The organism is Bradyrhizobium sp. SZCCHNPS1003 (assembly GCF_032381555.1).
Taxonomy (GTDB): Bacteria; Pseudomonadota; Alphaproteobacteria; order Rhizobiales; family Xanthobacteraceae; genus Bradyrhizobium.
Genome location: NZ_JAUHIU010000004.1, coordinates 160006 through 172948, shown reverse-complemented (window position 1 = coordinate 172948; position 12943 = coordinate 160006). Strand labels below are relative to the sequence as shown.

The following is a 12943-nucleotide window of genomic DNA, read 5'->3' as shown; positions in this document are numbered from 1 at the left end:
CCGCAGGCGACGAAGCAATCCAGAGTCCTCGTGCCACCCTCGATTGCTTCGCTGCGCTCGCAATGACGAAGATTCGAGCATCAACCTCAGTCCGCCGAACTACTTGTTCGGCAGGTTGGTCTTGATGTGCAGCTCGCGCAGCTGCTTCGTGCTGGCTTCCGACGGCGCGCCCATCAGCAGGTCCATGGCCTGCTGGTTCATCGGGAACAGCGAGATCTCGCGCAGGTTCGTGGTGCCACAGAGCAGCATCACGATGCGGTCGACGCCGGCGGCCATGCCGCCATGCGGCGGGGCGCCATACTGGAAGGCGCGGTACATGCCGCCGAAGCGGTCGACCACCTCCTGCTCGCCATAACCTGCGATCTCGAACGCCTTCACCATCGCCGCCGGCTTGTGGTTGCGGATGCCGCCGGAGGCGATCTCGTAGCCGTTGCAGGTGATGTCGTACTGGAACGCCTTGATGGTCAGCGGGTCCTGCGTCTGCAGCGCCTCGAGGCCGCCCTGCGGCATGGAGAACGGGTTGTGCGAGAAGTCGACCTTCTTGTCGTCCTCATTGTACTCGTACATCGGGAAGTCGACGATCCAGGCCAGCTTGAACTGATCCTTGTCGGCGAGGTTCAGCTCGTCCGAGACCTTGTTGCGGGCGAGGCCTGCGAACTTCCAGAACTTGTCGGGATCGCCGGCGACGAAGAAGGCAGCGTCGCCCTCCTTGGTGCCGAGCTGGCTGCGGATCGCAGCCGTGCGCTCCGGACCGATGTTGTTCGCCAGGGGACCTGCGCCCTCGCCGCCCTCGCGCCACATGATGTAGCCGAGGCCGGGCTGGCCCTCGCCCTGCGCCCACGAGTTCATGCGGTCGCAGAACGCGCGGCTGCCGCCGGATGGCGCCGGGATCGCCCAGACCTGGTTCTTGGGGTCCTCGAGCATGCGCGCGAACACCTTGAAGCCGGAGCCGCGGAAGTGCTCGGAAACGTCGGCCATCTCGATCGGGTTGCGCAGATCAGGCTTGTCGGAGCCGTATTTGCGGATCGCCTCGGCGAACGGGATGCGCGGCCAACCCTTGGTCACCGGCTTGCCCTTGGCGAAGTCCTCGAACACCCCGGTGATGACCGGCTCCATCGCCGCGAACACATCCTCCTGCTCGACGAAGCTCATCTCGACGTCGAGCTGGTAGAACTCGCCCGGTAGGCGGTCGGCGCGCGGATCCTCGTCGCGGAAGCACGGCGCGATCTGGAAGTAGCGGTCGAAGCCCGACATCATCAGCAGCTGCTTGTACTGCTGCGGCGCCTGCGGCAGCGCGTAGAACTTGCCGGGATGGATGCGCGACGGCACCAGGAAGTCGCGCGCGCCCTCCGGCGACGACGCGGTCAGGATCGGCGTCTGGAATTCGAAGAAGCCCTGCTCCTTCATGCGCCGGCGCATCGAATCGATGATCGCGCCGCGCGTCATGATGTTCTGGTGCAGCTTCTCGCGACGTAGGTCGAGGAAGCGGTATTTCAGCCGGATGTCCTCGGGGTACTCCTGCTCGCCGAACACCGGCAGCGGCAGCTCGTCCGCGGGGCCGAGCACCTCGATGTCGGACACGTAGAGCTCGATCTTGCCGGTCGGCAGATCGTCATTGTCGGTGCTCTTGTTGTCGGCGCCGGCCGGGCGGCGGCGCACCTTGCCCTCCATGCGCACGACCCATTCCGAGCGCAGCTTCTCGGCCAGGCTGAACGCCGGCGAGTCCGGATCGACCACGCATTGGGTGATGCCGTAATGGTCGCGCAGGTCGACGAACAGGACGCCGCCATGGTCGCGGATGCGATGGCACCAGCCGGACAGCCGGACCGTCTCTCCGATGTTGCTCTCGCGGAGCGCGCCGCAGGTGTGGGTCCGGTAGCGATGCATGGTCGTCCTGAATGGTCGTCGTGAGGAGAAGGAATCGGCGCAGCCCTTAAAGGCGCGCTCCGAATGCGCGCAGGGTTTAGCCGAGCCGCCCCGGCGCGGCAACCGCAGGAACGGCTCCTTTTCCGCCTCGCAGCGGGGAAAAGGCCGCCTCGCTCGAGCCACCGATGCAACCAGGCGCGCTGCCGCCGAATTGAGCTGGCGCTGAAACGCTCATCTGGCGGCCGTTTGGGCTCGAAAAGCGGCCTCCTCGCGCCTATCTTGGAAGGTATGACCGTGCATTTCCCCTTCCAGAACTCCTACGCCACGCTGCCGGACAATTTCTTTGCCCGGGTGGCGCCGACCCCCGTCGCAGCGCCTCGTCTCATCAAGCTGAACCGGCCTCTCGCCGCGGAGTTGGGGCTGAACCCGGCCGAGCTGGAGACACCGGAGGGCGCCGAGATCCTGGCCGGCAAGACCGTGCCGGAGGGCGCCGAGCCGATCGCGATGGCCTATGCCGGCCACCAGTTCGGGCATTTCGTGCCGCAGCTCGGCGACGGCCGGGCGGTCCTGCTCGGCGAGGTCGTCGACCGCAACGGCGTCCGCCGCGACATCCAGCTCAAGGGCTCCGGGCCGACCCCGTTCTCGCGCCGCGGCGACGGCCGCGCCGCGCTGGGGCCGGTGCTGCGCGAATACATCGTCAGCGAGGCGATGGCGGCGCTCGGCATCCCGACCACCCGGTCGCTGGCGGCGGTCGTGACCGGCGAGCAGGTCTATCGCGGGACCGCCCTGCCCGGCGCGGTGCTGACGCGGGTCGCGACCAGCCACATCCGGGTCGGCACGTTCCAGTATTTCGCCGCGCGCCAGGACACCGACGCCGTGCGCCGGCTCGCCGACCACGTCATCAGCCGGCACTACCCTGACCTCGCCGGCACCGAGCGGCCCTATCACGCCCTGCTCGATGCGGTGATCGCGCGCCAGGCCCGGCTGATCGCCGACTGGCTGCTGGTCGGCTTCATCCATGGCGTCATGAACACCGACAACACCTCGGTGTCCGGCGAGACCATCGATTACGGCCCGTGCGCCTTCATGGACGGCTACGACCCGAAGCAGGTGTTCTCCTCGATCGATGAGTTCGGCCGCTATGCATTCGCCAACCAGCCGCGCATCGCAATGTGGAACCTGACCCGGCTCGCCGAATGCCTGCTGCCGCTGTTCGGCGACGACAAGGACCAGGCGATCAAGGAGGCCGAGGCGGCGCTCGACGGCTTTGCCGCCCAGTTCACCGACGCGCACCAGGCGGGGCTGCGCCGCAAGCTCGGCCTGTTCATGCAACGCGAGGGCGACCAGCCGCTGGCGCAAGCATTGTTCGATGCGATGGCGGCGGCCCGAGCCGATTTCACGCTGACGTTCCGCCGTCTCAGCGACGCCGCCGGCAGCGGCGATCTCAGCGAGGTCCGCGCCCTGTTCGAGGATCCCACGGACTTCGACGAATGGGCTCAGCGCTGGCGCCGGCGCCTCGCGGAGGAACCGCAGACGGCGGCGGAGCGGGGCGAGGCCATGCGTAAGGTCAATCCGGCCTTCATCCCGCGCAACCACCGCATCGAGGCGGTCATCACCGCGGCGGTCGAGAACGACGACTACGCGCCGTTCGAGGAGTTGCATGCGGTGCTGGCCCGGCCGTACGACGACCAGCCGGACCAGGCCGCCTATGCCGAGCCGCCGCAGCCCCAGGAACGCGTGCTGCAGACGTTCTGCGGCACGTAAACGGCAAGCTCCCTGCCTTAACCTCGCGTCCACCATCGCCGGCGTCACGCCCGGGTCCTTAAGAAACGATCAACGCAGCCCCGACAAGTTGAAGCAACAAGTCGGGAGGTCGCGCACGTGGACGCGCTGGTGTTCGAATTCATGGGTCTGGCGATGATCGCCTTGTGCCTGATCGTGCTCGCGGTGCCCTCGGCGCGGCGGCCGTCGGGCCGCGTCCGGCATCACTGAGGCCACCCCGGACCGCCCATCGTCAACCATAGAGCGATCAGCTGACACCGGAGCGCTTGCGTTCCGGGCGGTTTGGGCCGACAAGCGAAGACGAATTTCGTTCCTTCCCCTTTGCCGACACCCTTGACTTGTCAGCGTTTTCGGACGACGGCGTAAGTGCCTCGTCATGGATCGTTCATGGACTTGATCACCACCACCGCGGACCTCGCGGCCGCCTGCGCCCGCCTCGCCCAGCACCCGGTCGTCACCGTCGATACCGAGTTCCTGCGGGAGACCACCTACTACCCCCTGCTCTGCGTCGTGCAGATGGCGAGCCCGGACGAGGCTGTGGTGATCGACGCCCTTGCCGAGGGCATCGATCTCAAAGCCTTCTTCGAGCTGATGGCGAACGAGAAGGTCCTGAAGGTCTTCCACGCCGCCCGCCAGGACATCGAGATCATCTGGCACCGCGCCGGCATCGTGCCGCACCCGATCTTCGACACCCAGGTCGCCGCGATGGTGCTGGGATACGGTGACAGCATCGCCTACGACCAGCTGGTCGAGCGCATCACCGGCCACCGCCCCGACAAGACCCACCGCTTCACCGACTGGTCGCGGCGGCCGCTGACCAAGGAGCAGGCGCATTACGCCGAGGCCGATGTCACCCATCTGCGCGACGTGTTTGCCGCGCTCGATGCCGACCTGAAGAAGCGCGGGCGAAGCGACTGGGTCAGCGAGGAGATGGAGATCCTGACCTCGCCGAAGACTTACGACTTCCATCCCGAGCGCGCCTGGGAGCGGCTGAAGACGCGGGTCCGCAAGCCGAAGGAACTCGCGGTGCTGATCGAGGTCGCGGCCTGGCGCGAGCAGGAGGCGCAGAGCCGCGACGTGCCGCGCAGCCGCGTGATGAAGGACGACGCGGTCGGCGACATCGCCACCCATGCCCCGACAACGATCGAGAAGCTCGGCAATCTGCGCTCGCTGCCCAAGGGCTTCGAGCGCTCAAGATGGGGCTCCGACATCGTCGCCGCCGTGCAGCGCGGGCTGGCGCGCGATCTCGCCGCCCTGCCCAAGCTGGAAAAGCCGCGCAACAACTCCAATGGCGCTGCGATCGTCGAGTTGCTCAAGGTCCTCCTGCGCATGACCTCGGAGCGCCATGCCGTGGCGAGCAAGGTCATCGCCACCGTCGACGATCTCGAGCAGATCGCCGCCGACGACAATGCCGACGTTGCTGCGCTGCAGGGCTGGCGCCGCGAGCTGTTCGGCGAGGCCGCGCTGGCGCTGAAGCACGGCAAGCTCGCGCTCGCCATCGAGAAGGGCCGCGTCGTCCGGGTCGACCGGGCCTGACGGGCATCGCAGCGGCTATGGCCGGCTACGTCTTCCGGAGTTTGCCCAGTTGATTGCAGCAGGCGGCACGGCCGCCCATAATGCTGCCCATCATTCGGCGCTGGTCTGCCCCCTCAACTCCGCCTCGATTGTCTGAGACACCTCAACCAGAGCCATCGAAAGAATGTAGGCGCTGGTCGGCAGATTGAGCTGGCGCGCTTTCGCGATGGCCGCCTGGAGGCTGCTCGCCAGCTCTTTGAGCTCTTCCTCTCGGGTCATGTCGTGGTCTCGGTCCTGGAGCTGCCGCGTGAGCAAAGACGATTGCGAACCGCCGGAACAGAAGCTGCTGCGGCTGCTCAGCGAGAATCCGGTCGACCTGCACGTCGTCGAGGCCCTTCGCCTCGTCGTCGCGTTCAACAAGATCAGCGATCCGGCCGATCGCCGTATGATTATCGATCTGGCCGAACGACTCGCCTCAGGATGATACCGCCAATATCCGCCGCGGTCACACCGCGAGCCGGCCGCCGGCGCCGATAAGCTCGGCACTGTCGAGGACGCCGGCAAAATTGCCAATCACCTTGGTTACAACCAGCTTGTACAACGCAGCGTCGCCGGCGCAAGCCTGCCGGCATGCGACGGCGTCTCCGATCACCTGATAGCGGTGGCTGCGGTGAAAACCGTCCACCACCGTCGAGAGGATCGTCTCGTCCAGCGAGAAGCCGAGCAGCACGCAGCGCATGCTGCGCATGTTCGCCATGTACTCGGCGAACCGAGCCGAGCTATAGGCCGACGGCAGTGGATGCTCGAACGCAAGCTCCCCTGGGGTCGGCTTGAAGTCCGGAAGCCAGTTCGTCAGGTTGGAGGCCGGGTTGAACCAGGCCGCCTGTGCGATCCGCTTGAGATGGACGACCGGCCACAGGTTGTCGCGCCAGAGCGCGATCAACTGCCGGCACCGCGCCGTGATGACGTCGCCATCGGCGATCAGATGCCTGCGTCCCTCGGCGAGATATTCGCATTGCAGATCGGCGCAGACGAGAACCGGCGGATCCACCTCGGTGGCACCGAACAGATCTCGGCTCGACATCACTGTCTCGCTGCGGCGAAGTCGCGCAAGGGCGAGGACGCCGGCCGGCCGGCCGAGAGATCGAGCACGCCCGGCCGGTCCCAGTCCCCTTCCGGACGAATGATCATGTAGGGATCGCTGTCGAGCGTGATCGCGTCGTCGCACGGCTCAAGGTCCAGCACCATCTCAGTGTATGAGAAATCCGAGAAGGTGAGCTTGCGATTATGGCCGAGCGGCTTGGCGCCGAAATGCGCCCAGAAATCGACGAGACGATCCTGCGCGTGGCCATAGGCCTTCTTGAAGCCCTTGCGCCTGCAATAGTCGAGCGCCTCGCGAACCAGCTTGAACGACAGTCGCGAGCGCCTGTACTGATGGCGCACCGCGAGCCGCTCGACCTTGGCGAAGTCGCCGAAGAAGCGCACGCGCACGCATCCAGCCGGCTCGTTGCCGACGAAACCGAGGAAGTGGGCTGCAACCAGATCGTTGCCGTCGAACTCCTCTTCCATCGGACAATCCTGCTCGGTCAGGTAGACCGCCGAGCGGATCGCCGTGACGAGCATGAGGTCATTCGGATCACGCGCGATGCGCACCGTGATCGCGCGCGGATTTGTCTTTGCCGCCCTGGCCGAACTAATGCTTTGCATCCGCAATGCTCCCTTGTCCGAAACTCGTGATCGACTGGATCGAAGGCGCGATCATCTCGGGCAGGCGGTTCCACGGCCGCTGATACCACCAGAGATCGGGCTGAAAGCTTGGAACCGGCGTGAAGCCGAGTGCGCCGAGAAACGCGCGCCCTTCCGGACTCGACGGTTGTGCGTAGTAATCGGCGGCGCGAAATCTCGCGCCTCGCAGCGCCTGCGCGACGTTGCCGAGGCCGATTGCTCCTCGCCCTTGCGCCACGAGCGCCCAGACATAGATGGCAGCTACGTCTTCGTCCGGTCGCGCCAGAAATCTGCGCGGCGGATCATTCAAATTGAACTCATCCAGGAGCAACGCATCGAGGCCTGAGCAGTTGAGATAGAGGAAGGCGATGCCGCCGAGCAAGTTCCTGCCGCGGTAGAGCGCGAAGATCGAGTCCGGATCGTGCCGCAAGAACTCCGCAAGTTCGTGTTCCGAGGCACGAACGCCTGGTATTTCCCGGCGTGCGAGCGCCGCGAGCTCGCCGAGCCGATCGAGCGTGACCGCCTGAGCCGTGACCCGATCCGTCCGCGGCAGCGCGTCGAGCTGATGTCGCAGCGTGAATTCTGTGCTTCCGCGGTGCAGGTTCTGCATCTATGTTTCCAGCTTGGCTTTGATAACGTCATCATACTTGTCGGGGCTGGAGTGTATGCGGCAACATTTGCATCGGGGTGCTGCATCCACGCAGCACAGGAAGTCTGACGAAACGCTTAACCCTTCATGGGAGGATTTGAGAGCATTTCTGCTTTGTACGCGTCACCGCAGCTTCCGAAACGCGGCGGATGTTCTCGGACTGACCGGCACAACCCTGATGCGCAAGATCGACCGGCTCGAGGACGAGCTCGGATTCAAGCTCTTCATCCGTGATCAATCCGGCCTGTCGCTCAGCGACGAGGGACGATCGTTGCTGTTCGACGTCGAGCAGATGGAGCGGCTGAGCTTCAACATCTTCCGGCGCGCCTCGCTGTCGACCGACACTCAGGGATCGGTGCGCGTCGCCGTGACCGAAGGCCCCGGCAATTTCTGGATCCTGCCGCGACTGATCGATTTCCAGAAGACCTATCGCAGGATCACGGTCGATCTGAGCTGCGCGATGCAGCAGGCCGACGTGTCGCGGCTGGAGGCTGACATCTCGATCCAGTTCGAACGGCCGACCAACCCCGACGTGATCGTTGTGAAGCTCGGCCGTCTGCACATCTACGGCTTCGTGTCGGAAGCCTATCGCGACGCGCATGGATTGCCGACATCGCTGGCGGATCTCAAGAACCACCGCATCATCAAGCAGCACGGCGTGCAGCTCGACGAGACGGGCTATGCGCGCATCCTCGGCTTGGAGTCGCTCGAGGGCATCGTCGGCATCTCCACCAATTCCAGCGTTGCCGTGCTCTACGCGGTCGAGCGCGGCGCCGGCATCGGCTTCCTGCCGACATCGGCGGTCGCGCTCGGGGCGCCGCTCGTTCCGGTCGATCTCGGCATCAACTACCACATGGATCTGTGGCTGACCTATCACAAGGAGTTTCGCAACTCCGACCGGCACAAGGTCGTCATCGACTGGCTGAAGCGCATCTTCGATCCGAAGGTCCATGCCTGCTTCCGGGACGAGTTCATCCATCCGCTGGAGCTCGTGCCTCTGATGGCGTCCGCGCGGGATGTCGTCGGCTTCGGCGGCTACGTCGCGCCGAAACCGGTCTGACGACCTACCACTTCAACTCGACGCCGAGCGTCCCCTGATGCGACTGCAGCGCCGAACGCAGCTTCGCATCGTAGTTCAGATAGAGGCGTGACGTTCGGTTCAAGGATAGCGACAGTGCCGCGCCGGCGTCGGCGCCGTAACGGCCCTCGCCAAGGCCCTGCAGCGTGATGCTCTGCGGACCGAGGCTCACGGTCACCGCGCCGAGATTCTGGCTGAAATTGTCGACGAGCTTGCCATAGGCCGAGACGTCGAGGACCCTGCCGTCGACGATGAAGTAGCGGCCGAATTCGGCGCCGACGAGAACGCGGGCGCGCTCCAGCGAGGTGCCGCTGACCGACAGCGGATCGAGCCCGCCCGATTCCTGGAATGCCGCGGTCGTGGCGCGGGTGTATTCGAAGGCGAGCTTCGGAACGATCCGGCTCTCACCGATGCTCCAGTAGTAGTCGAGCTCGCTCAGCACGCCCGTGATGTGGGCGCCGTAGACCGACGTCGCCGCACCGAGGCTGGTGTCGCGCCGCGCACTGATCCCGCCGAAGCCATGGACGATCGCGATCGCCCAGGTCCAGGGTCCCTGGTCGACCGAGGCGTTGAACCCGAACTGTGTGACATCGAGCGTCGCCGACTGCAGCGCCAGCGGCACATCGACCTTGGTCCGGCTCTGGTCAACGGAGAGTCCGACGTTCACGCCCGGCACGAGGCGCATGCCGATACCGGCGACACCGCCCCAAGTCGTCCTCTTGTCGCCGACGAAGTCGCCTTGCGCATTGCTGCGGACCGCCACGCCATACGTCTCGCCCCAAGTCCGGAACCGAGGCTGTTCGGAAGCCTCCGGCGCACCACCGCCCCCCGGATTGCTCCGCTGCAGCCGGGTGACGCCCTGCGTGGCCTGGGTGCCGAGCCGTTCGAGGAAGCTCGAGCCGAGATCGAGCACGGTTTGGCCGGACGAGCGTTCGGAACTGATCGCGCCGGGTGCAGGACTGGGCAATGGGCTCGGCGTTGGTGTCGGGCTAGCGGCTATGCTCGGCAGGCTGGCCTGCGCGGCGCACGGCGAAGACGCGACGGCCATACCAAAGGCGACGATGGGCAGCAGCGCCGCCCCGGGTACACGGGTGCACTGTCGCCTGCCCCGCTTGGCCGGAGATGCCCCGCGCATCGATGCCCCGTTCGCCGCCCGCTCAAATTCGCTTCAATATTGCCGCGTCGATTTGTCCGCAGTTCCCGATCGCGGTCAATGAAATTGACCATGCCGCGGCTGCACCGCAAGGATTTGTGGTTCCAGCGCCACAAGCCACGCAGTGCAGCAGCAGACGGTGACGTGACGTCGCGACGCGTTCTCATCGATCCGCCAAACTTGATATCGGCGGAAAATCGTGTTGCAATCTCCAGTACAATCGGATTGGCCGTTCGACTGTGCGTTTCGCGACTTCGGAAATTGAGCAGATCCCCGGAAGCCCGTTTGTGGCGTGGCACGCGTGAGCGTGGCCGCGTCTTTTTTTCGTCTAGACGAGGAGACAGCGATGCCGACCTACAAGGGCAGCGTGAAGTGGTTCAACCCGACCAAGGGATATGGCTTCATCAAACCGGCTGGCGGAGACAAGGACGTGTTCGTCCACATCTCGGCCGTGGAGCGTGCTGGACTGACCACGCTCAACGAGAACCAGACGATCGAATATGATCTGGTGGAGAGCCGCGGCAAGACGTCGGCAGAGAACCTGAAGCTCTCGTGAGCATCGTCCCGGCGGAGGGCGCCACAGCGCGCGCTCGCCAACTCACGAGTTCCGCGTCACGTTCACTTGCCGCGGATGACCAGACTTCGTCAGCCTTGATGTGCCCCGGCCCCGCCGGGGATTTTTTTCGTCCGGCGACAGCTAACGGACGACGGGCCAGATCAGCGCGTCATCGGCCTGCACCACGGACGACGTCCGGCAGAGATCGTCTTCGAGCCGCACCAGGCCCTTGGCCAGCAGCTTCAGCGCCTCGGGATAGATGCGATGCTCGACGCCAAGAATGCGCGTCGACAGCGTGTCCGGCGTATCGTCGTCCCTGACCACGACCGCGCCCTGCATCACGATCGGACCTGCATCCGTCTCCGGAATGACGAAATGCACGGTGGCGCCTGACAGCTTGACGCCGGCACGCAGCGCCTGGCCGTGCGGATCGAGGCCGGGGAATGATGGCAGCAGCGACGGATGAATGTTGAGCATCCTTCCGTACCAGCGCTGCACGAACTCCGCCGTGAACAGGCGCATGAAACCGGCCAGGCAGATGATCTCGATGCCGCGTGCATCGAGCGCCTGCTGCAATCTGGCTTCGAACCCCGCGCGGTCCTTGCCGAACGGCTTGCTCTCGATAATTTCGATCGCGACGCCGTTCTCCTGCGCTTTCTGCAGTCCGGCCGCATCGGCTCGGTTGGAGATCACGATGGCGACCTCGGCCGGAAAATCCGGCTGCGCCGCCGCGTGGATCAGCGCGGCCATGTTCGACCCACGGCCCGAGATCAGGATGGCGACGCGGCGCTTCATCGGCTCACTCGTCTCACAGGGCCAGATCGAGGGCGCCGGTGTAAATCACGCGCTCATCGCCCGCGGCGGCAACGACCTCGCCGAGCCGGGCGACGTGCTCGCCATTGGCGGCGAATACCTCGATGACGGCATCGACGGCCTCGGCCTTGACGATCGCGATCATGCCGATCCCGCAATTGAAGGTGCGCAAGAGCTCGCGCTCGGCAATGCCGCCCTGCTCCGCCAGCCATTTGAAGACCGGCAGCACCGGCAGGCCCGTCAGATCAATCGAGACGCCGAGATGCTTCGGCAGCACGCGCGGAATGTTGTCGGTGAAGCCGCCGCCCGTGATGTGCGCGAGCCCCTTGACCGCACCGGTCTCGCGGATGGCGCGAAGGCACGACTTCACATAGAGCCGGGTCGGCGTCAGCAGCGCCGCGCCGAGAGTCAGGACCGGCGCGAACGGTGCCGGCGCATCGAAGCCGAGGCCGGACTGGGCGACGATCTTGCGCACCAGGGAGTAGCCGTTGGAATGCACGCCGGATGAAGCGAGGCCGAGGACCACGTCGCCGGCCGCGATGTCCGGCGACGGCAGCAGCGTGCCGCGCTCGGCGGCGCCGACCGCGAAACCGGCAAGATCGTAGTCGCCGTCCTTGTAGAGGCCCGGCATTTCCGCGGTCTCACCGCCGATCAGCGCGCAGCCGGATTCCCGGCAACCTTCGGCGACGCCAGCGACGATCGAGGCCGTCGCCTCCGGGTCGAGCTTGCCGCAGGCAAAGTAGTCGAGGAAGAACAGCGGCTCGGCGCCCTGCACGACGAGATCGTTGACCGACATGGCGACCAGGTCGATGCCGATGCCGCCATGCAGCCCGGTCTCGATCGCGATCTTCACCTTGGTGCCGACGCCATCGGTCGCGGCGACCAGCACCGGATCCTTGAATCCGGCGGCCTTGAGGTCGAACAGGCCGCCAAAGCCACCGATCTCGGCATCCGCGCCGGCGCGGGCGGTTGCGCGCACCATGGGCTTGATCAGATCGACCAGACGGTTTCCGGCATCGATATCGACGCCCGAATCTGCATAAGTGAGCCCGTTCTTGCGCTCGGTCATGGTAAAAACCCCTAATCTGGCCGCTGGTTACGTCGGAATCCGGCCGCGCGCAATGGCTCGCAAGGGGCTCGTCCCCATACTATCTAGGAACCGTACCGGTTCGCCCTGTTTCGGAATCGGGTTGTCTTTTGATCGTTGTCGTCGGGACCCGCTGCGTGACCATTCCCCACAGTATCCCCAATCTGATCACGCTCGGTCGAATCCTGCTGGTTCCGATCGTCGTCTGGGCCATTGCGGCCGGCGAGATGGAGATCGCGTTTCTGGTCTTCGTGGTCGCGGGGGTGAGCGACGCCGTGGACGGCTTCCTGGCAAAGCGCTTCAACCTGCGGTCCGAACTGGGAGCCCTGCTCGATCCCCTCGCCGACAAGGCGCTGCTGGTCTCGATCTTCGTCACGCTTGGCATCTGGGGCGCGATCCCGCGCTGGATCGTCATCCTGGTGGTCTCGCGCGACATCATGATCGTCTCGGCGGTGATCGTGTCCTGGCTGTTCGACCGGCCGGTCGCGATGAAGCCATTGATGGTGTCCAAGCTGAACACGGTCGCCCAGGTCGGATTCGCAGCGCTCGTGCTGGCCTCGCTCAGCTTCGGCTTCGAGCCCAAGCCCTACGATGTGGTGCTGATGGCGCTGGTCACGGTCTTTACCCTCGTGTCGGTCGGGCTGTATCTCGTCGACTGGGTGCGCCACATGAGCACCATCGAGGTCCGGTGATCCTCCGCTGAGGGCCCGTCCTGACCT

At 65.4% G+C, this 12943-nt stretch carries 14 protein-coding genes; 6 read left to right on the top strand and 8 right to left on the bottom strand.

The window, feature by feature from the left end; genetic code table 11:
- Positions 1 to 99: 99 nt before the first annotated feature.
- Positions 100 to 1887, bottom strand: coding sequence for an aspartate--tRNA ligase (gene aspS / locus QX126_RS08795; RefSeq protein WP_315780486.1), 1788 nt, complete (start codon positions 1885 to 1887; stop codon positions 100 to 102).
- Positions 1888 to 2154: 267 nt separating this feature from the next.
- On the opposite strand from aspS, the gene QX126_RS08790 reads away from it, so the two are divergent.
- Both QX126_RS08790 and rnd read left to right on the top strand, forming a co-directional pair.
- Entirely contained in the window at positions 2155 to 3630 is a 1476-nt protein-coding gene (locus QX126_RS08790; protein WP_315780484.1) for a protein adenylyltransferase SelO, read from the top strand.
- A gap of 405 nt (positions 3631 to 4035) precedes the next feature.
- The gene (gene rnd / locus QX126_RS08785) at positions 4036 to 5184 is read left to right on the top strand and encodes a ribonuclease D (protein ID WP_315739434.1); all 1149 of its coding nucleotides are present in this window, start codon (positions 4036 to 4038) and stop codon (positions 5182 to 5184) included.
- A 90-nt stretch (positions 5185 to 5274) separates the two neighbouring features.
- Here rnd and QX126_RS08780 read toward each other — a convergent pair whose 3' ends face one another.
- Entirely contained in the window at positions 5275 to 5442 is a 168-nt protein-coding gene (locus tag QX126_RS08780; RefSeq protein ID WP_315739433.1) for a hypothetical protein, read from the bottom strand.
- Between the two features lie 28 nt (positions 5443 to 5470).
- On the opposite strand from QX126_RS08780, the gene QX126_RS08775 reads away from it, so the two are divergent.
- Positions 5471 to 5647, top strand: a complete 177-nt coding sequence (locus QX126_RS08775; RefSeq protein WP_315739432.1) for a hypothetical protein — start codon at positions 5471 to 5473, stop codon at positions 5645 to 5647.
- 21 nt (positions 5648 to 5668) lie between these two features.
- On the opposite strand, the gene QX126_RS08770 is transcribed toward QX126_RS08775, so the two are convergent.
- Genes QX126_RS08770 through QX126_RS08760 form a run of 3 tightly spaced genes read right to left on the bottom strand, consistent with a single transcriptional unit; the run spans position 5669 to position 7498 of the window.
- Positions 5669 to 6247: an isochorismatase family protein gene (locus tag QX126_RS08770; RefSeq protein WP_315780482.1), complete on the bottom strand. Its 579-nt coding sequence runs from the start codon at positions 6245 to 6247 to the stop codon at positions 5669 to 5671.
- Positions 6247 to 6870, bottom strand: coding sequence for a GNAT family N-acetyltransferase (locus QX126_RS08765; RefSeq protein WP_315739430.1), 624 nt, complete (start codon positions 6868 to 6870; stop codon positions 6247 to 6249). The genes QX126_RS08770 and QX126_RS08765 overlap by 1 nt, the downstream gene beginning before the upstream one ends.
- On the bottom strand, positions 6857 to 7498 hold the full coding sequence (locus QX126_RS08760) for a hypothetical protein (RefSeq protein ID WP_315755723.1): 642 nt from the start codon (positions 7496 to 7498) through the stop codon (positions 6857 to 6859). The genes QX126_RS08765 and QX126_RS08760 overlap by 14 nt, the downstream gene beginning before the upstream one ends.
- A gap of 55 nt (positions 7499 to 7553) precedes the next feature.
- Between QX126_RS08760 and QX126_RS08755 the strand changes: the two genes are divergently transcribed.
- A complete protein-coding gene (locus QX126_RS08755) occupies positions 7554 to 8597 on the top strand; it encodes a LysR family transcriptional regulator (protein ID WP_315739428.1) in 1044 nt (347 codons plus the stop codon).
- 4 nt (positions 8598 to 8601) lie between these two features.
- On the opposite strand, the gene QX126_RS08750 is transcribed toward QX126_RS08755, so the two are convergent.
- Positions 8602 to 9750, bottom strand: coding sequence for an autotransporter outer membrane beta-barrel domain-containing protein (locus tag QX126_RS08750; protein ID WP_315780480.1), 1149 nt, complete (start codon positions 9748 to 9750; stop codon positions 8602 to 8604).
- 364 nt (positions 9751 to 10114) lie between these two features.
- On the opposite strand from QX126_RS08750, the gene QX126_RS08745 reads away from it, so the two are divergent.
- Complete coding sequence (locus QX126_RS08745; RefSeq protein WP_315712366.1) at positions 10115 to 10324, top strand: cold-shock protein; 210 nt, start codon at positions 10115 to 10117, stop codon at positions 10322 to 10324.
- Positions 10325 to 10465: 141 nt separating this feature from the next.
- On the opposite strand, the gene purN is transcribed toward QX126_RS08745, so the two are convergent.
- Together purN and purM are read right to left on the bottom strand one after the other, a co-directional pair.
- Complete coding sequence (gene purN / locus QX126_RS08740) at positions 10466 to 11119, bottom strand: phosphoribosylglycinamide formyltransferase (protein ID WP_315780478.1); 654 nt, start codon at positions 11117 to 11119, stop codon at positions 10466 to 10468.
- Positions 11120 to 11132: 13 nt separating this feature from the next.
- Positions 11133 to 12206 (bottom strand): phosphoribosylformylglycinamidine cyclo-ligase, encoded by a 1074-nt coding sequence (gene purM, locus QX126_RS08735; protein WP_315780476.1) that lies wholly within the window; start codon positions 12204 to 12206, stop codon positions 11133 to 11135.
- A 155-nt stretch (positions 12207 to 12361) separates the two neighbouring features.
- Between purM and QX126_RS08730 the strand changes: the two genes are divergently transcribed.
- Positions 12362 to 12916, top strand: coding sequence for a CDP-alcohol phosphatidyltransferase family protein (locus tag QX126_RS08730; RefSeq protein WP_315739423.1), 555 nt, complete (start codon positions 12362 to 12364; stop codon positions 12914 to 12916).
- Positions 12917 to 12943: the final 27 nt, after the last annotated feature.